The sequence below is a fragment of the Pseudomonas sp. s4 genome, assembly GCF_046764235.1.
GTDB classification, from domain to species: domain Bacteria; phylum Pseudomonadota; class Gammaproteobacteria; order Pseudomonadales; family Pseudomonadaceae; genus Aquipseudomonas; species Aquipseudomonas asiatica.
The window spans coordinates 108,178-125,806 of record NZ_CP177209.1; the positions used below are offsets into that span (position 1 = coordinate 108,178).

The window sequence follows — 17,629 nt, forward strand, 5'->3', positions numbered from 1 at the left end:
GATTAGCCCTGCTTATGTTTGGCCACCTTGCCAAGTTGTCGCTGGATACACTGCGCGTGTTCGAGGCTGCCGCACGGTTGCGTGGCTTTACCGCTGCGGCACTGGAGCTGGGCACCACGCAGCCGGCGGTGAGCCAGCAAGTCAAACGGCTGGAGGCACAGCTGGGCACGCGGTTGTTCGACCGCATTTACCGGGGTATCGAGCTGACCGAGGCCGGCCAGGTGCTGTTCGAACAGGTGCACCAGGGCCTGCAGGCCATGGAGGACGGCATTGCCCAGGCCAGTGGGCGCGGCCAGAGGGAAGTGCTGCAGGTGGCTACCGACTTCGCCTTTGCGGCGTTCTGGCTGATGCCACGGCTGCAGCGTTTTCACGAGGCTTATCCACAGGTGGACGTGAGCCTGGTGACCGGTGAGCGCAGCCAGGGCATGTTGCGCCCGGACATCGATGTGGCGGTGCTGTTTGGCGACGGGCGCTTTCACCAGGGCGAGAGCCGCTGGCTATTCGATGAGGAGGTTTTTCCGGTGTGCAGCCCCCGGCTGATTCATGGCAAACCCTTGTCAGCCGTGGCTTTGCAACGATTGCCCTTGCTGCACTTGAAGGGAGAGCAGGCTAGCCGCTGGTTTGATTGGGCAGGGGTGTTTCGCGGGTTTGGTGTGGCCAGCCCGCCACCGGCCGGGCAGTTGAGGTTTGATAACTATACGTTGCTGATCCAGGCGGCGATTGCCGGGCAAGGGGTGGCGATTGGCTGGGGGCACCTGGTGGATGGGCTGGTGGAGCAAGGGTTGCTATGCCGGCCGTTGGAGGGGAGTTTGCGCTCGGCGCGCGGGTATTACGCAGTGCTACCACCACGCAAGCGGCGTGGGGCTTTGATCGAGCGGTTCGTGGACTGGCTGGAGCAAGAGCGTAGCCTTTGAGATTTTGGGGCCGCTTTGCGGCCCATCGCGACACAAGGCCGCTCCTTGTATCTCGACTTTCGCCTCCCAAGAGGCGAAAGTTCTCGACTGATCATCGAGGGAAGGTCTTGAAGCGGAGCCGCTCCAAGGGCATCGAGCCCGCACTGTAGATAACGCTCTGGCCTTTCAACCCCACTCGACGAGTTCGAACGGTATCTAGTGCCCGCCCCCGGCGTGAGCACGCATTAACAAGGTTGAACTGAGTGTAGGGTGATCGACTTTCGTAGTTTGAAGGAGAAGATCATGTCCGCCTTTGTTGGCGTTGATGTCGCCAAAAAATCTTTCGACATTGCCACCCCACTTCCCAACGGCAAGACGCGCACCAAAGCCAAGCTGTCCAATGATCCTGGAGGGTTCAAGCAGTTCAGCGATTGGCTTGAGCGCCATGCCGAACCAGGCGCCTGGATCGTTATGGAGGCCACAGGCACCTATCACGAAGCGTTAGCCGAGCACTGTCACAACCAAGGTTATCGGGTGTGTATTCTGAACCCGGCGGTGATCGCGAAATTCGCTGACGTGGAGCTTCGGCGCGTCAAAACCGATAAAGCTGACGCCAAAGTCATTGCTGCTTATGGCCAGCAGAAGGCGGCCTCGCTTCGCCAGTGGGAGCCGGAGCCACCTGCACAGCGCCGTTTGCGTGCTCTGGTGCGGCGACTGGACGACCTCAAGGAAATGCGCCAGATGGAGCAGAATCGTTTGGATGTCGCACAAGATGCGGTGCAGCAGTCGATTCAAGACGTCATCGGGCACATCACCGAAGAACTGGAAAAGACCAGGAAGGCCATCGAACAGACGATCGATGATGATCCAGACCTGCGCAAGCGACGTGATCTGATTACTTCGATAGATGGTTTGGGTGACACCACTGCTACGTTGCTGCTCGCCGAACTGGGCGATCCACTGAAATACCAAAGCTCTTCTGCGATCGTCGCGTTCTCAGGCCTGAACCCGGTAGTGCAGCAATCGGGAGAGTTCATAGGTCAGAGCACTATCTCGCGTACAGGCGCCTCAAGGCTGCGGGCGGGCTTGTGGATGTCAGGCACTGTCTCGATCAGGTACAACCCTGTCGTGAAGGCACTGGCAGAGCGGTTGAACAGCCGACACAAAGCCTATAAACAGATCGTTTGCGCGGCGATGCGCAAGCTGCTGCACCTGGTTTATGGGGTGGTGAAGTCGGGGATACCGTTTGACCCCAAAATCCCTCTTGCAGGGTGAGGGTCAAGACGGTATCTACAAAGGTACTGCGCACGCCGGCCCGTGTGGGAGCGGCCTTGTGTCGCGATGGGCTGCGCAGCAGCCCCGGCAATCTAGACCACAAAGTTCAGATGCTCGCCCCGGTGCAAATCCAGCTCCAGCATATCCACCATCCCTGCCGCGACCCTGGCCAGGTACCGCAACGGCTCTGCCAACCCCGGCTCCAGCGTACCTTCAGTGCTGCGAAAATGCTCCATCCCCAACCCGGCCAGTTCCTGCGGGGCATTGATCAGCGTCCAGTGCAAGGCACTGCGCTGTAACCCGTCCACCACCTGGTCCACACACTCCCGCTCCGCCTCGCTGTACTTGCCCGGCTTATCCAGCACATCGAAATCGCCCACCAGCAACAGCCGGCGTATAGTTGTACGCTTCAGCCCCGCCACCAGCGCCTCGCTCATGCGGGCTTGCCTGGGCAGATCGCCCGGCGCCAGCGCCGACAACAGGGCAATTACTGCCGACCCGCCTGCCGCGCCCTGCTCCGCCTGGTCGGCATTGCCCAGCCCGCCTATCTTGAAATGCAGGCCGGGGCGCGGCGCATGGCGATTAAGGTCGTCGACCACGGCGGTGACTTCGTGCTGGCGCGACAGCAGCTCTACCATCAGGGCGTTGCCCAGGCTGCTTTCTGGCCCGAACAGGACCAGTTTGAACACTGGGGTTTCGGCGTTTTTCACTGCATCACTCCCTTTGCAGGTGGTGATGTTTGGACCGCAATCAGGAGTTATCGTGCAGAGGATCAAGGGTTACCACGCCCACGTTTACTACGACGCAGCGACCATGGACCAGGCCCGTGAGCTGTGTGAGGAAGCGGCGCGGCTGTTTCCCGTGACCATGGGGCGCATGCACCAGAAACCGGTGGGGCCGCACCCGGACTGGAGCTGCCAGCTGGCCTTCGAGCCGGAGTTTGTGGGGGTGGTGCTGCCGTGGTTGGCGCTGTATCGGAAGGGGTTGGTGGTGTTCATGCACCCGCTGACCGGGGATGAACTGGCGGACCACCGTGACCATGCGATCTGGATGGGGGCGGTGCGGCCGCTGGATCTGTCGATGTTTGGGGGCTAGTTCTTCATAGTCTGTACTGGCCTCATCGCCGGCAAGCCAGCTCCCACAGGGATATCACAGGGCCTGAGGGCGGCGCTGTACCTGTGGGAGCTGGCTTGCCGGCGATGAAGGCGACGCGGTTTAACGGCGGGCGCCGCGCACCCCTTCAGCCAGTGCCGAGCACAGGCTCAATACATCGTTGACTGCCTGCTCGGCACTCTTGGCCTGGGCAATCTTGTCGACCAGCGCCGAGCCCACCACTACGCCGTCCGACAGACGGGCAATGGCCGCAGCCTGCTCCGGCGTACGAATACCGAAACCAACGCTGATTGGCAGGTCGGTATACCGACGCAGGCGGGCAATGGCTTCGGTCACGTGCTCGGTGGTCGCCGAGCCGGCGCCGGTCACACCGGCCACCGACACGTAGTAGACGAACCCGGAGCTGCGCTCCAGCACGCGCGGCAGGCGCGCGTCGTCGGTGGTCGGGGTGGTCAGGCGGATAAAGTCGATACCCGCTGCCTGGGCCGGGGTTGCCAGTTCGGCGTCGTGCTCTGGCGGCAGGTCGACGATGATCAGGCCATCTACACCCGCTTGCTTGGCTTCGGCCACGAACTTTTCCACGCCAAAGCGGTGGATCGGGTTGTAGTAGCCCATCAACACAATCGGTGTGGCCTGGTTATCCACACGGAATTCGCGAACCATCTGCAGGGTCTTGGCCAGGGTCTGGCCGGCTTCCAGGGCACGCAGGGTGGCCAGCTGGATGGCCACGCCGTCGGCCATCGGGTCGGTGAACGGCATGCCCAGTTCGATCACGTCGGCACCGGCTGCCGGCAGGCCCTTGAGGATCTGCAGCGAGGCGTCATAGCCCGGGTCGCCCGCGGTGACGAAGGTGACCAGTGCCGAGCGGCCTTCGGCCTTCAGCTCGGCGAAGCGTTGTTCAAGACGGCTCATGCCTGTTTCTCCTGGGCGGCCATGTGGTTCATGACGGTTTGCATGTCTTTGTCGCCGCGGCCCGACAGGCACACGACCATCAGGTGGTCCTTGGGCAGCTTCGGTGCGCGCTTGATCGCCTCGGCCAGGGCGTGGGAGCTTTCCAGGGCCGGGATGATGCCTTCCAGGCGGCAGGTGGCGTGGAATGCATCCAGCGCTTCGTCGTCGGTGATGCTGACGTACTCGACACGCTTCACTTCGTGCAGGTAGGCGTGCTCCGGGCCGATGCCCGGGTAGTCCAGGCCGGCGGAAATCGAGTGGGCGTCGGTGATCTGACCGTCTTCGTCCTGCAGCAGGTAGGTGCGGTTGCCGTGCAGCACGCCCGGTACGCCGCCGTTGAGGCTGGCGGCGTGCTTGTCGGTGTGCACGCCGTGGCCACCGGCTTCGACGCCGATGATCTGCACGCTTGGCTCTTCGAGAAACTCATGGAACAGGCCCATGGCGTTGGAGCCACCACCGACGCAGGCAACCAGGCTGTCTGGCAGGCGCCCTTCCTTCTCTTGCAACTGGGCGCGGGTTTCCTTGCCGATGATCGACTGGAAGTCGCGGACCATGGCCGGGTACGGGTGCGGGCCGGCCACGGTGCCGATCAGGTAGAAGGTGTCTTCGACGTTGGTGACCCAGTCGCGCAGGGCCTCGTTCATGGCGTCCTTCAGGGTGCCGGTGCCGGCAGTGACCGGGACGATTTCGGCGCCCAGCAGCTTCATGCGGAACACGTTAGCCTGCTGGCGCTCGATGTCGGTGGCGCCCATGTAGATCACGCAAGGCAGGCCGAAGCGGGCAGCGACGGTGGCGGTGGCCACGCCGTGCATGCCGGCGCCGGTTTCTGCGATCAGGCGCTTCTTGCCCATGCGCTTGGCCAGCAGCACCTGGCCGATGCAGTTGTTCACCTTGTGCGCGCCGGTGTGGTTGAGCTCTTCACGCTTGAAGAAGATCTTGGCGCCGCCGCAGTGCTCGGTCAGGCGCTCGGCGAAGTACAGCGGGTTGGGGCGGCCGATGTAGTCGCGCTGGAAGTAGGCCAGCTCTTCGAGGAACTTGGGGTCTGCCTTGGCCGCTTCGTATTCGCGGGCCAGGTCCAGCACCAGTGGCATCAGGGTTTCGGCCACGTAGCGGCCGCCGAACGAGCCGAACAGGCCATTGGCGTCGGGGCCGGGGCGGTATTGGGACTGGGTCATGGGGGCGCTCCAGGGCGTAATGAATGAGTGATGGGCTTTACTCTAACCACGGCAAGCCCAGCTGAAAACCGATAAGATTGCGCAAACTTGTCAGAAAAACTCACAGGTAAAATGGCCCACGATCTCCCTCCCCTCAACGCCCTTCGGGCTTTCGAGGCCACCGCTCGTCTCAACAGCGTCAGCCAGGCGGCCGAAGCGCTGCACGTCACCCATGGCGCCGTCAGCCGGCAGATCAAGGTACTTGAAGAGCACCTGGGCGTAGCGCTGTTCGTGAAGGACGGGCGTGGCATCAAACTCACAGATGCCGGCGTACGTCTGCGCGATGCCAGTGGCGAAGCCTTCGATCGCCTGCGCAGCGTGTGCGCCGAGCTCAGCCACGACGTCAGCGAGGCGCCATTCGTGCTGGGCTGCTCGGGCAGCCTGCTGGCGCGCTGGTTCATCCCGCGATTGGGGCGGCTGCAGGCGGATTTACCTGAACTGCGTCTGCACCTGTCGGCCGGTGAAGGCGACCTGGACCCACGGCGGCCAGGGTTGGATGCGCTGCTGGTTTACGCCGAGCCGCCGTGGCCGACGGACATGCAGGTGCATGTACTGGCCGAGGAGCGCATCGGGCCGGTGCTTAGCCCGCATTTCGCCGGTTTCGAGCGCTTGCATGGCGCGCCGGCCAAGGCCTTGCTGGACGAAGCCTTGCTGCACACCACCTCGCGCCCGCAGGCTTGGCCGACCTGGGCGCTGGAACAGGGTTTGGAGCCGGCGGCCCTCCACTATGGCCAGGCCTTCGAGCACCTGTATTACCTGCTGGAAGCTGCCGTGGCCGGGCTGGGTGTGGCGATTGCGCCGCAGCCGCTGGTCGCTGACGACCTGCGAGCTGGCCGTTTGAGTGCGCCGTGGGGCTTTTCACCTACCCCTGCGGCATTGGCGCTGTGGGTGCCCAGGCGCGCCGCAGACGGGCGCGCCGAGCAGTTGGCGCAGTGGCTAAGGGCGGAGCTGGCGCGACAGGGCGCTTAGTTGCGTTTGCACATAAGGTACGCCGCCAGCAGGCCTAGCGCGCCAATGGCAACGCCGGCAGTTGTGTACGGATGTTCCTGGGCATAGTCGCGGGTGGCGATGCCGGTCTGGCGGGTGCGGTGCTTCACTTCCTCGTAGGCATCGCTCAAAAGGTGGCGCGAGTGACGCAGGGCACTCTCGGCGTTGCTGCGGATTGCCTTCACCGATTTCTGGGACTCCTCCGACGCATCATGCTTGAGGTTTTCCAGGCTTTTCAGAAGGCTCTCGATCTCCGCTTCCATGCTTTCCAGGGACGTTCTACGCAGCGAATTGCGGTGCATGTTGACTCTCCTTTGCAGTATGGACTGTAAGGATTGCGACCTTTGGCCGGCGGGAAAGTGCGATCGAACTTTCGTCAATGGTGACCGCTCGCAGGTAAACCAGGCCTGCGCTGCTAGGCTCAATCTCACCATCATCCGAGGAGAGCGCTCATGACCGATCATCACACCTACAAGAAGATCGAGCTGGTGGGGTCTTCGACCACCAGCATCGAAGAGGCGATCAACAATGCCCTGGCCGAAGCCGGCAAGAGCATCAAGCACCTGGAGTGGTTCGAAGTGATAGATACCCGTGGCCATATCCGTGACAACAAGGCGGCGCATTTCCAGGTCACGCTGAAGGTCGGCTTCCGTATCGCCAATAGCTGAAACACTGCCGGGCTGGATGAGCCCTGCATGATGGGGTATTTAGGGAGGGGGCGCCTTGGCGGGCGCCTTTTCTGATTTCATCTGCACAAGGAAAGCGAGTGATGAACAAACTGATTCTGGCGCTGGGCCTGATGACGCTGGCCGGTGGTGCGCTGGCGGCGGGCAAGCCGTGCGAGGAGCTCAAGGCAGAGATTGCGGCCAAGCTGGATGCCAAGGGGGTCACCGGCTACAAGCTGGAGATCGTCGACAAGGGCGACCCGGCCGGCAAGGTGATTGGCAGCTGCGAGGCTGGTACCAAGGAGATTGTGTACCGCCGCGGCTAATATGCTGGCCTCTTCGCGGGCTCGCCCGCTCCCACAGGCATATCACAGGCCTGAGAGCGACGCTGTACCTGTGGGAGCGGGCAAGCCTGCGAAGAAGATCACGCGGTCTTGAGAGCCTGCGCCATCAGTTCATAGGACCGAATCCGGTCCGCATGCTCATACAAATCACAGGTGAAGATCAGCTCATCTGCCCCGGTCTGCTCCAGCAGCACTTCCACCTTGGCCCGCACCTTCTGCGGGCTGCCAATCATCGCCAGGCCGAGGAAGCTACCCACCGCGTCCCGTTCATGGGGCAGCCACAGCCCATCCATGCTTTCCACAGGCGGCTTCTGCATCAGGCTCTGCCCGCGAATCAGCGCGAGGATGCGCTGGTACACCGAAGTGGCCAAGTACTCGGCCTTTTCGTCGGTTTCCGCCACCACCATGGGGATGCCCAACATCACATACGGCTTGTCCAATGTGGTCGAGGGCTTGAAGTGGTTGCGGTACACGCGGATCGCCTCGTGCATGTAGCGCGGCGCAAAGTGCGAGGCGAAGGCGTAGGGCATGCCGCGCATGCCGGCCAGTTGAGCGCTGAACAGGCTGGAGCCGAGGAGCCAAATCGGCACCTCGGTATCGTGCCCTGGCACGGCGATCACTTTTTGATCATCGGTACGCGGGCCGAGGTAGCGTGACAGTTCCTCGACATCGTCCGGGAAGTCATCCGGGCCGCCGGCGCGGTCGCGGCGCAGGGCGTAGGCGGTCATCTGGTCGGAACCCGGTGCGCGGCCCAACCCCAGGTCGATGCGCCCCGGGTACAGGCTGGCCAGGGTGCCGAACTGCTCGGCGATCACCAGCGGCGCATGATTGGGCAGCATGACCCCGCCAGAGCCCACGCGAATGCTCGAGGTGCCCCCGGCCAGGTAGCCGATCAGCACCGAAGTCGCCGAGCTGGCGATGCCGTCCATGTTGTGGTGCTCGGCTACCCAGAAGCGGTTGTAGCCAAAGCGCTCGACGTGCTGCGCCAGGTCCAGCGAGTTGCGCAGCGACTGCGCCGGGCCGGCGTCGGCGCGTACCGGCACCAGGTCGAGGGTGGAAATCTTCAGGTCACGCAGCTGCGTCATGGAGCCTCCGCAAAGGTGTTTGGCCCACAGGCCTTTTCAACTCTGTATGGGCACATTCGACGGATTCAATGCTTGCCGTGCGATTGCTCTGAACTTGCCGTAGGCGGCTGACCTCTGAAGCCATAAGCATGTAACCCGAGACCAGGAGGCATCATGAAAAAGACAGCATCGGCGATCTGGCAAGGTGGCCTGAAGGACGGCAAAGGCCTGCTTTCTACCGAAAGTGGCGCGCTCAAGCAGAACCCCTACGGCTTCAACACCCGTTTCGAGGGCTCGCCCGGGACCAACCCGGAGGAGCTGATTGGCGCGGCGCATGCCGGCTGTTTCTCGATGGCGCTGTCTATGATGCTGGGCGAAGCGGGGTTCACTCCGGACAGGATCGACACCGCTGCCGAAGTGACACTCGACAAGCAAGCTGATGGCTTTGCCATTACCGCGGTGCATCTGGTACTGAGGGCCAAGGTACCCGGTGCAAGTGAAGCGCAGTTCTTGCAGATCGCCGACAAGGCCAAGGCTGGGTGCCCGGTGTCCAAGGTGTTGAACGCGAAGATCAGCCTGGATGCGGCGCTGGTGGGTTGAAGCAGTGCAATGAGGGCGGTTTGCTGTAGTCTAAACAGCGTCGGCAGCACGCTGCCCTTTCAGGAGCCGTTTCATGATTCGCGTAGCAATCGCCGTGTTGGCTTCCCTGGTCGCCACATCTGCAGTGGCGGCGGTCAAGCCGTGCGAGGAACTCAAAGCCGAGATCGAGGCCAAGATCCAGGCCCAGGGGGTTTCGTCCTATACCCTGGAGATCGTGCCCAACAGCGAGGTCAAGGACCAGAACATGGTCGTCGGGACCTGCGATGGCGGGACCAAGAAGATCATTTATCAGAAGAATGATCGGTAGGTTCAGAATTTTGGGGGCCGCTTTGCGGCCCTATCGCGACACAAGGCCGCTCCTACAGGGATCGCGTATCTCCTGTAGGAGCAGCCTTGTGCTGCGAATGGGCTGCAAAGCAGCCCCAGGTCAAGGAATGCAGAACACCTCGCTAGGCTCGTTCACCACCACCTTGCGGCTGCCGTCATACAGCAGCACCTGCGGTTCCATCACCGGCGCCCGTGCCTCCAGGCGATAGCGTTCACCGGCCTTGAAGTTGTCAAAGCGAACAGTCAGGTAACAGGTACGATCCCGGGGCTGGGTCATGAGGCCGCCCCCATATATCTCGTAATCGAAGCGCACTACCAGTTCGTGCTTGCCCGGCGTCACCTGGAAGTAACGGCCATCTTCCAGGCGCTTGCCGTCGAGGCGGTCGGCCATGATCACCCTGCCGGGAGTCATGGTATACAGGTCGACCCAGGCCTGCTTGGGGTCGACGGGCGGCAAGGGGCTGGCGCATGCCCCCAGTGCACTGAGGGCGATCAGCATCATGGGCTGGCGCATGGCAAGACTCCCACTTGCGATTCATAGGCTACAAGCATAGCGCCGTTTGTGCGTTTCAGGTGCGCTGGCAGCCTGCAGGCAAGCCCTGGCCAACCAGTTTTTGCTGATGGTCGTAGAGTTTGATCCAGGGGCGGAAACCGATGCTGCCAGCCTGCAGCTGGTAGCGCTGGCCGGCACTGAAATCCTTGAAGGTCAGTTTGACCTGGCAATCCCGCCACAACGGCTCCTCGACCGGGCCGATATTGCTGGGGGTAACCGGAAACTGGTAGCGCACGGTCAGCTCGTGGCTGCCGGGCTGTACTTCGAAATAACGGCTGTCGGCCCAGTCGCGTTCATCTACCTGCACGGCGTGCAGCGAGGTGTTGTCGTAGGGCGTGAGGTCGATCCAGGCCTGGTTCGGGTCCGGGTCTGGCAAGGTCGAACAGGCGGATATCAGCAGCAGTGAGCCGGTGACCAACAGTGCACGCATGGCGAAACTCCCCCTTGGCGAGATAGTCTTGGAGTGAATCGGCCTTGAGCGAGTCAGACAGTCCCGGATGCTTCGACTTATTCTTATGCAGCGCTCAGGCCCTGGGCCACTCGACCTTGTTTTCACCCGTTTGGTTCCCCTGCTGGCGGTGCTCCTGCTGAACGGTTGCAGCAGCGCCGCCTACTATGGGCAGTTGGCCGAGGGCCAGTGGCAGCTGCTACGCGCACGGCAGCCAGTGGATCAGGTAGTGGCCAACCCGGCCACTTCAGCGCAATTGCGCGCGCGCCTGGAACACGCCAGGCAGGCGCGGGTATTTGCCAGCCAGCAGCTGAAGCTGCCGGACAATCGCAGCTACCGGGTGTATGCCGACATTGGCAGGCCCTATGTGGTGTGGAATGTGTTCGCTACCCCCGAGTTGTCGTTGCAGCCAGTGACGCACTGCTTCCCGATCGCAGGGTGTGTGGCCTATCGCGGCTATTACCAGCAAGGCGCGGCGCGTGGGGCGGCGGCGTTGATGCGCCAGGACGGCATGGATGTATACGTGGGCGGCGTGGAGGCCTATTCGACCCTGGGCTGGTTCGACGACCCGATTCTGTCGTCGATGGTGGGTTGGAGCGACGAGCGCCTGGCCACGCTGATCTTCCATGAGCTGGCCCACCAGCGCTTCTATGTGCAGGACGACACCGAGTTCAACGAGTCGTTTGCCTCATTCGTCGAGCAGGAAGGCACGCGGCAATGGCGCGTGGCGCGGGGCCTGGCTGCCTCTGGCGGGGAGCAGGGGCAGCAGCGTGAGCAGTTCATCCGGTTGGTGCTGGCCAGCCGCGAGCGGTTGCAGGCGATTTATGCCGGGCCTCTGGATGATGCGCAGAAGCGGACGGCCAAGCAGGCGGAGTTCGAGCGGCTTAGGCGGGAATACCGGCAAGTGCGTGATACCCAGTGGGGTGGTGACAAGCGCTATGACGCCTGGATGTATGGGCCGATGAGCAATGCCAAGCTGCTGCCGTTCGGGCTGTATGACCAGTGGGTACCGGCGTTTGCGGCGGTGTTCCGTGAGGTTGACGGGGATTGGCAGCGTTTTTATCACCGGGTCGAGCAATTGGGGCGGTTGCCGATCGATGAGAGGAAGGCGGCCTTACGGCGGTTGATGGTTAGCCGGTGAGATTTTGGGGCCGCCTTGCGGCCCAGCGCGACGCAAGGCCGCTCCTACAGAAGGTACGCGATCGCCTGTAGGAGCGGCCTTGTGTCGCGATGGGCTGCAAAGCAGCCCCCAGGGCCATCAAGCCTTGAGGAACGCCTGATGCATCTCGGCCAAGGTAGCAAAGTGGTAGGCCGGCTCTTCGGCCATCAACTCTTCCTGGCTACCAAACCCGTACCCCACCGCCACCGCCTGCAAGCCATTGCTGCGCGCACCGATCAGGTCATGCTTGCGGTCGCCGATCATCAGCGTCTGCGCCGGGTCCAGCCCTTCTTCCTCAAGCAGGTGACGAATCAACTCGACCTTGTTGGTGCGCGTGCCATCCAGTTCACTGCCGTAGATCACCTTGAAGTGGTGGTCGAAGGCGAAGTGCCGGGCGATTTCACGGGCGAACTCCCACGGCTTGGAGGTGGCGATGTACAGCGTGCGACCCTGCCCGTTCAGGGCCTCGAGCATCTCCGGCACACCTTCGAACACCAGATTTTCGTACAGGCCGGTGACGCTGAAGCGTTCCCGATAGAAGTTCACCGCCTCCCATGCCTTGGCTTCGTCGAAGCTGTAGAACTGCATGAAGGCCTGCAGCAGGGGTGGGCCGATGAAGTGCTCGAGGCGGGTCAGGTCCGGCTCGTCGATGCCCAGTTTGGCCAGGGCATACTGGATCGAGCGGGTGATGCCCTGGCGTGGGTCGGTCAGGGTGCCGTCGAGGTCGAAGAGGATGTTTTGCTGGTGCATTTGCGGGTTCCACTTGAGTGCTGCGTGGCCTTCTTCGCGGGCTTGCCCGCTCCCACAGGTACGGCACTGGCCTTGAAGGCTTCGCTAGACCTGTGGGAGCGGGCGCGCCCGCGAAGGGGTTATTCCGGTTGGTCGTAGCCTTCGGCCAGGTGCTGGTCCTTGAGCTTCACGTAGTTACTGGCGCTGTAGGCGAAGAACGCGTGTTCCTGGTCGTTCAGCAGCCGGGCTTGCTTCACCGGGCTGCCCATGTACAGGTAGCCACTGACCAGGCGCTTGCCCGGCGGTACCAGGCTGCCGGCGCCGATGATCACTTCGTCCTCGACAATGGCGCCGTCCATGATGGTGCTGCCCATGCCGACCAGGATGCGGTTGCCCAGGGTGCAGCCATGCAACATGACCTTGTGGCCGATGGTCACTTCGTCACCGATGATCAGCGGGAAGCCGTCCGGGTTGAACGGGCCGGCATGGGTAATGTGCAGCACGCTGCCATCCTGCACGCTGGTACGCGCGCCGATGCGGATGCGGTGCATGTCGCCGCGTATCACAGTCAAAGGCCATACGGAGCTGTCTTCACCGATTTCCACGTCGCCCAGCACTACCGCCGATCGGTCGACGAAGGCCCTGGGCCCAACTTTCGGAGTGTGTTGCTGGAAGCTTCGGATGGCCATGATAGCGTCTCTCATCTGTGCCGATAGGCAGGCTGCCTGCTGCGGTCGGCGTCGATTGTAATTAAGATGGGGCAGTGTTTCTTCTGCCAAGGTATCCAAACCGTGAGTGCGAACAACCCGCTTCTGCAGTCCTACGATCTGCCGCCCTTCTCGCAAATCCGTGCCGAACACGTGTTGCCGGCGATCGAAGCGATCCTGGCCGACAACCGTAAAGCCATTGCCGAGATCCTCGAAAAGCAGGGCAAGAACCCTACCTGGGCTGGCCTGGTGCTGGCCATTGACGAACTGAATGACCGCCTGGGCGCCGCCTGGAGCCCGGTCAGCCACCTCAATGCGGTGTGCAACAGCGCTGAGCTGCGCGAAGCCTACGAGTCTTGCCTGCCGGCGCTTAGCGCCTACTCTACCGAACTGGGCCAGAACCGTGCGCTGTTCGAAGCCTACCAGGCGCTGATCGACAGCCCCGAAGCCGCCGGCTTCGATGTGGCGCAAAAGACTATCCTCGAGCACGCCCTGCGGGACTTCCGCCTGTCGGGTATCGACCTGCCGGCGGATAAACAGCAGCGCTACGCCGAAGTGCAGAGCAAGCTCAGCGAGCTGGGCAGCCGTTTCTCCAACCAGCTGCTCGACGCCACACAGGCCTGGACCAAGCATGTTACCGACGAAGCCGCGCTGGCCGGCCTGACCGATTCGGCCAAGGCGCAGATGGCCGCGGCCGCCCAGGCCAAGGGCCTCGACGGCTGGCTGATCACCCTGGAATTCCCCAGCTACTACGCGGTGATGACCTACGCCAGCGACCGCGCCCTGCGCGAAGAGCTATACGCGGCCTACTGCACCCGCGCCTCGGACCAGGGCCCGAATGCCGGCCAGTTCGACAACGGCCCGGTGATGCAGGAAATCCTTGACCTGCGCCAGGAGCTGGCCGAACTGCTGGGCTACAAGAACTACGCGGAGCTTAGCCTGGCCACCAAGATGGCCGAGTCCAGTGACCAGGTGCTGAGCTTCCTGCGTGACCTGGCCAAGCGGTCCAAGCCGTTCGCCGCCCAGGACCTGGAGCAGCTCAAGGCTTATGCCGCCGAGCAGGGCTGCCCTGAGCTGGCCAGCTGGGACGCCGGGTACTTCGGCGAGAAGCTGCGCGAGCAGCGCTACAGCGTGTCGCAGGAGGCCCTGCGCGCCTACTTCCCGATCGACAAGGTGCTGGGTGGCCTGTTCAGCATCGTGCAGCGCCTTTACGGTATCGAGATTGCCGAGCTCAAGGGCTTCGACAGCTGGCACCCGGATGTGCGCCTGTTCGAGATCAAGGAAAACGGCCAGCACGTCGGCCGCTTCTTCTTCGACCTCTACGCGCGCGCCAACAAGCGTGGCGGCGCCTGGATGGATGGCGCGCGTGACCGTCGCCGCACAGCCGCTGGCCAGTTGCAGAGCCCCGTGGCCAACCTGGTGTGCAACTTCACCCCGGCCGCGCCCGGCAAGCCGGCGCTTTTGACCCACGATGAAGTCACCACCTTGTTCCACGAGTTCGGCCACGGTCTGCACCACATGCTGACCCGCATCGAGCATCCCGGTGTATCCGGCATCAACGGCGTGGCCTGGGACGCGGTCGAACTGCCGAGCCAGTTCATGGAAAACTGGTGCTGGGAGCCGGAAGGCCTTGCACTGATCTCCGCCCACTACGAAACCGGCGCCCCCCTGCCCCAGGACCTGCTGGACAAGATGCTGGCGGCAAAGAACTTCCAGTCGGGCATGATGATGGTGCGCCAGTTGGAGTTCTCGCTGTTCGACTTCGAGCTGCATGCAACCCATGGTGACGGCCGCAGCGTGCTGCAGGTGCTCGAAGGCGTGCGCGACGAGGTGTCTGTCATGCGCCCACCGGCGTACAACCGCTTCCCCAACAGCTTTGCGCACATCTTTGCTGGTGGTTATGCGGCGGGCTACTACAGCTACAAGTGGGCCGAGGTGCTGTCGGCAGACGCCTTCTCGCGCTTTGAGGAAGAAGGCGTGCTGAATGCCGAAACCGGCCGAGCCTTCCGCGAGGCGATCCTGGCACGTGGTGGTTCGCGCGAGCCGATGGAGCTGTTCGTCGACTTCCGTGGCCGTGAGCCTTCCATCGATGCCTTGCTGCGCCATAGTGGCCTGAGCGAGGACGCTGCAGCATGAGCGAGGTAGCCGTGAACAAGACCAAGAAACGCTTCATTGCCGGGGCGGTATGCCCGGCGTGCAGCGAGACCGACAAGCTGATGATGTGGAACGAAGACGGCGTACCGCACCGCGAGTGCGTGGCCTGCGGCTTTACTGACACCCTCAACGAGCAGGGCTTGTCGGTGCCGAAGGAGCTCGGCACCCGGGTCAACCATCTGGAGCCGAAAGCCGCGCCGGCCAAGGTACAGACGGTGCAGTTCTTCCCCAACCCGAAGCTGAAGAAACCGGCTGAATAAAGCCGTCGTGCCGCCCGGGTTCGTGCCCGGGCGGGCATGCCCCGGGTGGTAGATAGTCAGGCCACCTGCTGCACGCTGGCCATGCAAGCTCGCCTGCTCTTCTCTACGAGCAAGGTGTTGCACCATGGACAACCCCCTTCTGCAAAATAGCCGTATCCCCGTCGATTATCCTTCGATCACGCTTCAAAACATGCAGTTTGCCTTCGACCACGTGCTGTTGGCGCACGAGCAAGGCATCGAGCGCATCATTCGCGAACAGCAGGCACTGCCAACCTGGGATGACATGGTGCTGGCGGTGGACGGGCTGGATAGTCAACTGCTGACGGTGTTGTATGCCGCCTCGCCATTGGTTGGTCGGGATCAAGCCTGGGCCGGTGCCATCTTCGACTTCTTCGCCAAGGCCACGGAGCGGTTCGAACAGAAATTCGCCAATTCAGCACTGCAGGCCCTGTATGAGCGCTTGGCCAACAGCGACATCGGCAAGCAGCTGGATGCCCAGAAACGCGCCACGCTGCGCTGGCATCTGCACAAGTTCACCTCCAGTGGTGCATCGCTCGACCCCGCAGGCAAGGTACGCCTGGCCGAACTGCTGAAACGGATTGGCGCTGCGCGCGAGGCGTTTCGCAGCAACATCAACCGGCCAGGGCTGAGCATTACGGATGAGTCCGAACTGAGCGGTGTACCTCAACGCATCCGTGACGAGCTGGCTAGCAGGGCACAGGAGGCGGTTGAGCCGGGTTGGTTGATTGCATGTGAAAGCGTGACTACCGACGCCGTGCTCAAGCATGCCGACAACCGGCAGCTGCGTGAGCACGTATACCGGGCTTACAACACCCGAGGCGTCGGCCTTGGCCAACAGCAGGATAATCGCTCGCACCTGGAGCAACTGGCGAGGCTGCTGGAAGAAAAGGCCCACTTGCTCGGTTTTGCCAGCCATCTGGAGCAGAGCCTGCATTCGAAGAGCGCGGGTTCGGTTGCCCAGGTGCGCGGCTTTCTTCATGACCTTGCCGACCATGTGCGGCCGGCCGTGCTGCAGTGGCGTGCAGATATGCAGCATCAGGCCGCAGCCAGAGGTCTGGGGAATGTCCAGCCCTGGGACATTGCCTATCTGCAGGCCTCGTCGCGCGAGGTGCTTTCCACCGAAGCCTTGCGCGAACACTTCCCTCTGAATGCCGTGGTCAGCGCATTGCAGCAGTTGGCGGAAAAACTGTTTGGCGTAACGCTGCTGGCCAAGCCGCTGGCAACCTGGGATGAAAGCGTGCAACCGTTTGAGGTGTGGCAGGACAACGCCTTGATCGGTTTCCTGTACTTGGACGCCGTACAGCATGCTGGCAAGCAACCTGACTCGGTGTTCACCACCTACATTCGCAATCGTCGGGTCGATGCCGAGGGCATCTTCCAGGCGGCCTCGGTGGTGGTCTACAGCGACGTGCCTGCAGCGCTGCCGGGTAGTCAGCCGTTGCTGGACCATCTGTCACTGCGCAAGCTGTTCCATGAGTTTGGCCATGCCTTGCACCATTTGCTGGTGCGCACGACCAACCACGTGATGTCCAACGTCACCGAACTCGGTACCGATGGCGTGGAACTGTTCGGCAAGCTGTTTGAGCGCTGGGTCTGGGACGCGGATTACCTGGTGGCGATCTCTTCGCCACTTCAGGATGGCAGCAAGCTTTCCCGGGCCCGGGTCGATGAATGCCTGCGCCGCTTGCGGCAGCAAGGTGTGGAGGAAACCGCGCGCGACCTGAGCATGGCGCTGTTCGATCTGGACCTGCATGGCACGCCGAACGATGGCCGGTCCCTCGAGCAGCGCCTGGGCGATGCCCGTGAGCGTTGTGGCTACTGGCCCTTGGCCGATTTCGAGCACCCGGCGCATGCCTTCGACCATCTGGTAAACGGCTACGATGCCGGTTATTACGCCTATCTGTGGTCGGACGTGCACGCATTCGACCTGTTCACCCGCTTCGAGGCCCAAGGCCTGCTGGACCGGGCCACAGGCCGGGCGCTGCAGGAAACATTGCTTGCCCCTGGGGCATCGCGACCTTTACGTGACGGCATTGAGGCGTTTCTCGGCCGGCAGTCAAGCCAACTGCCCTTCCTGCGTTGGCATGGCCTGAAGTGAGAGTGGGCTGACCGGAGGTGCTGGAAAGAATCAGGCATGCGCGATACTGTACATGAATACAGTATTC

General features: G+C 62.6%; 21 protein-coding genes. 12 read left to right on the forward strand and 9 right to left on the reverse strand.

Annotated elements, in window-relative coordinates; genetic code table 11:
- Positions 1–14: 14 nt before the first annotated feature.
- Positions 15–914, forward strand: coding sequence for a choline sulfate utilization transcriptional regulator (locus tag ACK56M_RS00510; protein ID WP_411959208.1), 900 nt, complete (start codon positions 15–17; stop codon positions 912–914).
- Between the two features lie 282 nt (positions 915–1,196).
- Entirely contained in the window at positions 1,197–2,168 is a 972-nt protein-coding gene (locus tag ACK56M_RS00515) for an IS110 family transposase (protein ID WP_411959049.1), read from the forward strand.
- Between the two features lie 92 nt (positions 2,169–2,260).
- Here the strand turns inward: ACK56M_RS00515 and ACK56M_RS00520 are convergent, their stop codons facing one another.
- Positions 2,261–2,878 carry an NAD(P)-dependent oxidoreductase gene (locus tag ACK56M_RS00520; RefSeq protein WP_411959209.1) on the reverse strand — a complete coding sequence of 206 codons (618 nt, stop codon included), beginning with the start codon at positions 2,876–2,878 and terminating at the stop codon, positions 2,261–2,263.
- A gap of 52 nt (positions 2,879–2,930) precedes the next feature.
- Here ACK56M_RS00520 and ACK56M_RS00525 point away from each other — a divergent pair, with 52 nt between their 5' ends.
- Complete coding sequence (locus tag ACK56M_RS00525) at positions 2,931–3,263, forward strand: DOPA 4,5-dioxygenase family protein (protein WP_054572544.1); 333 nt, start codon at positions 2,931–2,933, stop codon at positions 3,261–3,263.
- Between the two features lie 120 nt (positions 3,264–3,383).
- On the opposite strand, the gene trpA is transcribed toward ACK56M_RS00525, so the two are convergent.
- Together trpA and trpB are read right to left on the reverse strand one after the other, a co-directional pair.
- On the reverse strand, positions 3,384–4,193 hold the full coding sequence (gene trpA / locus ACK56M_RS00530) for a tryptophan synthase subunit alpha (RefSeq protein WP_054572545.1): 810 nt from the start codon (positions 4,191–4,193) through the stop codon (positions 3,384–3,386).
- Positions 4,190–5,407: a tryptophan synthase subunit beta gene (trpB, locus tag ACK56M_RS00535; protein ID WP_015268451.1), complete on the reverse strand. Its 1,218-nt coding sequence runs from the start codon at positions 5,405–5,407 to the stop codon at positions 4,190–4,192. The genes trpA and trpB overlap by 4 nt, the downstream gene beginning before the upstream one ends.
- Positions 5,408–5,518: 111 nt before the next feature.
- Between trpB and ACK56M_RS00540 the strand changes: the two genes are divergently transcribed.
- Positions 5,519–6,415 carry a LysR family transcriptional regulator gene (locus ACK56M_RS00540; RefSeq protein ID WP_015268452.1) on the forward strand — a complete coding sequence of 299 codons (897 nt, stop codon included), beginning with the start codon at positions 5,519–5,521 and terminating at the stop codon, positions 6,413–6,415.
- Here ACK56M_RS00540 and ACK56M_RS00545 read toward each other — a convergent pair.
- Positions 6,412–6,735: a DUF883 family protein gene (locus tag ACK56M_RS00545; protein WP_003261039.1), complete on the reverse strand. Its 324-nt coding sequence runs from the start codon at positions 6,733–6,735 to the stop codon at positions 6,412–6,414. The genes ACK56M_RS00540 and ACK56M_RS00545 overlap by 4 nt on opposite strands.
- A 150-nt stretch (positions 6,736–6,885) precedes the next feature.
- On the opposite strand from ACK56M_RS00545, the gene ACK56M_RS00550 reads away from it, so the two are divergent.
- Both ACK56M_RS00550 and ACK56M_RS00555 read left to right on the forward strand, forming a co-directional pair.
- Entirely contained in the window at positions 6,886–7,101 is a 216-nt protein-coding gene (locus tag ACK56M_RS00550; RefSeq protein WP_013970282.1) for a dodecin, read from the forward strand.
- Between the two features lie 101 nt (positions 7,102–7,202).
- Positions 7,203–7,424, forward strand: a complete 222-nt coding sequence (locus ACK56M_RS00555) for a DUF1161 domain-containing protein (RefSeq protein WP_003261041.1) — start codon at positions 7,203–7,205, stop codon at positions 7,422–7,424.
- A gap of 98 nt (positions 7,425–7,522) precedes the next feature.
- Here the strand turns inward: ACK56M_RS00555 and ACK56M_RS00560 are convergent, their stop codons facing one another.
- Complete coding sequence (locus tag ACK56M_RS00560; RefSeq protein ID WP_191472040.1) at positions 7,523–8,527, reverse strand: LLM class flavin-dependent oxidoreductase; 1,005 nt, start codon at positions 8,525–8,527, stop codon at positions 7,523–7,525.
- A gap of 153 nt (positions 8,528–8,680) precedes the next feature.
- Here ACK56M_RS00560 and ACK56M_RS00565 point away from each other — a divergent pair, with 153 nt between their 5' ends.
- A complete protein-coding gene (locus ACK56M_RS00565) occupies positions 8,681–9,106 on the forward strand; it encodes an OsmC family protein (RefSeq protein WP_013970285.1) in 426 nt (141 codons plus the stop codon).
- A 73-nt stretch (positions 9,107–9,179) separates the two neighbouring features.
- Positions 9,180–9,413 (forward strand): DUF1161 domain-containing protein, encoded by a 234-nt coding sequence (locus ACK56M_RS00570; protein ID WP_015268454.1) that lies wholly within the window; start codon positions 9,180–9,182, stop codon positions 9,411–9,413.
- Positions 9,414–9,533: 120 nt separating this feature from the next.
- On the opposite strand, the gene ACK56M_RS00575 is transcribed toward ACK56M_RS00570, so the two are convergent.
- Positions 9,534–9,947, reverse strand: a complete 414-nt coding sequence (locus tag ACK56M_RS00575) for a hypothetical protein (protein WP_013970286.1) — start codon at positions 9,945–9,947, stop codon at positions 9,534–9,536.
- Positions 9,948–10,002: 55 nt separating this feature from the next.
- The gene (locus tag ACK56M_RS00580; RefSeq protein WP_015268455.1) at positions 10,003–10,416 is read right to left on the reverse strand and encodes a hypothetical protein; all 414 of its coding nucleotides are present in this window, start codon (positions 10,414–10,416) and stop codon (positions 10,003–10,005) included.
- An 85-nt stretch (positions 10,417–10,501) separates the two neighbouring features.
- Here ACK56M_RS00580 and ACK56M_RS00585 point away from each other — a divergent pair, with 85 nt between their 5' ends.
- Entirely contained in the window at positions 10,502–11,575 is a 1,074-nt protein-coding gene (locus ACK56M_RS00585; protein ID WP_411959210.1) for an aminopeptidase, read from the forward strand.
- A 117-nt stretch (positions 11,576–11,692) separates the two neighbouring features.
- On the opposite strand, the gene ACK56M_RS00590 is transcribed toward ACK56M_RS00585, so the two are convergent.
- The gene (locus ACK56M_RS00590; RefSeq protein ID WP_191472039.1) at positions 11,693–12,343 is read right to left on the reverse strand and encodes an HAD family hydrolase; all 651 of its coding nucleotides are present in this window, start codon (positions 12,341–12,343) and stop codon (positions 11,693–11,695) included.
- Positions 12,344–12,462: 119 nt separating this feature from the next.
- Positions 12,463–13,011, reverse strand: a complete 549-nt coding sequence (locus tag ACK56M_RS00595) for a gamma carbonic anhydrase family protein (RefSeq protein ID WP_003261048.1) — start codon at positions 13,009–13,011, stop codon at positions 12,463–12,465.
- Between the two features lie 66 nt (positions 13,012–13,077).
- On the opposite strand from ACK56M_RS00595, the gene prlC reads away from it, so the two are divergent.
- From prlC to ACK56M_RS00610, 3 genes are all read left to right on the forward strand, one after another.
- Positions 13,078–15,165, forward strand: coding sequence for an oligopeptidase A (gene prlC, locus ACK56M_RS00600; protein ID WP_191472038.1), 2,088 nt, complete (start codon positions 13,078–13,080; stop codon positions 15,163–15,165).
- Positions 15,162–15,443 (forward strand): YheV family putative zinc ribbon protein, encoded by a 282-nt coding sequence (locus ACK56M_RS00605; RefSeq protein ID WP_013970292.1) that lies wholly within the window; start codon positions 15,162–15,164, stop codon positions 15,441–15,443. Before prlC ends, ACK56M_RS00605 begins: the two co-directional genes overlap by 4 nt.
- Before the next feature lie 124 nt (positions 15,444–15,567).
- Positions 15,568–17,562, forward strand: coding sequence for a M3 family metallopeptidase (locus ACK56M_RS00610; RefSeq protein WP_100413580.1), 1,995 nt, complete (start codon positions 15,568–15,570; stop codon positions 17,560–17,562).
- Positions 17,563–17,629: the final 67 nt, after the last annotated feature.

Coding starts and splice junctions, on each gene's coding strand:
- ACK56M_RS00585 (WP_411959210.1), top strand. CDS start 10,502: ATGCAGCGCTCAGGCCCTGGGCCACTCGACCTTGTTTTCACCCGTTTG.
- prlC (WP_191472038.1), top strand. CDS start 13,078: ATGGGGCAGTGTTTCTTCTGCCAAGGTATCCAAACCGTGAGTGCGAAC.
- ACK56M_RS00610 (WP_100413580.1), top strand. CDS start 15,568: ATGGACAACCCCCTTCTGCAAAATAGCCGTATCCCCGTCGATTATCCT.
- ACK56M_RS00595 (WP_003261048.1), bottom strand. CDS start 13,011: ATGGCCATCCGAAGCTTCCAGCAACACACTCCGAAAGTTGGGCCCAGG.
- ACK56M_RS00510 (WP_411959208.1), top strand. CDS start 15: ATGTTTGGCCACCTTGCCAAGTTGTCGCTGGATACACTGCGCGTGTTC.
- ACK56M_RS00580 (WP_015268455.1), bottom strand. CDS start 10,416: ATGCGTGCACTGTTGGTCACCGGCTCACTGCTGCTGATATCCGCCTGT.
- ACK56M_RS00515 (WP_411959049.1), top strand. CDS start 1,197: ATGTCCGCCTTTGTTGGCGTTGATGTCGCCAAAAAATCTTTCGACATT.
- ACK56M_RS00540 (WP_015268452.1), top strand. CDS start 5,519: ATGGCCCACGATCTCCCTCCCCTCAACGCCCTTCGGGCTTTCGAGGCC.
- trpA (WP_054572545.1), bottom strand. CDS start 4,193: ATGAGCCGTCTTGAACAACGCTTCGCCGAGCTGAAGGCCGAAGGCCGC.
- ACK56M_RS00565 (WP_013970285.1), top strand. CDS start 8,681: ATGAAAAAGACAGCATCGGCGATCTGGCAAGGTGGCCTGAAGGACGGC.
- ACK56M_RS00545 (WP_003261039.1), bottom strand. CDS start 6,735: ATGCACCGCAATTCGCTGCGTAGAACGTCCCTGGAAAGCATGGAAGCG.
- ACK56M_RS00560 (WP_191472040.1), bottom strand. CDS start 8,527: ATGACGCAGCTGCGTGACCTGAAGATTTCCACCCTCGACCTGGTGCCG.
- ACK56M_RS00550 (WP_013970282.1), top strand. CDS start 6,886: ATGACCGATCATCACACCTACAAGAAGATCGAGCTGGTGGGGTCTTCG.
- ACK56M_RS00570 (WP_015268454.1), top strand. CDS start 9,180: ATGATTCGCGTAGCAATCGCCGTGTTGGCTTCCCTGGTCGCCACATCT.
- ACK56M_RS00555 (WP_003261041.1), top strand. CDS start 7,203: ATGAACAAACTGATTCTGGCGCTGGGCCTGATGACGCTGGCCGGTGGT.
- ACK56M_RS00590 (WP_191472039.1), bottom strand. CDS start 12,343: ATGCACCAGCAAAACATCCTCTTCGACCTCGACGGCACCCTGACCGAC.
- trpB (WP_015268451.1), bottom strand. CDS start 5,407: ATGACCCAGTCCCAATACCGCCCCGGCCCCGACGCCAATGGCCTGTTC.
- ACK56M_RS00575 (WP_013970286.1), bottom strand. CDS start 9,947: ATGCGCCAGCCCATGATGCTGATCGCCCTCAGTGCACTGGGGGCATGC.
- ACK56M_RS00605 (WP_013970292.1), top strand. CDS start 15,162: ATGAGCGAGGTAGCCGTGAACAAGACCAAGAAACGCTTCATTGCCGGG.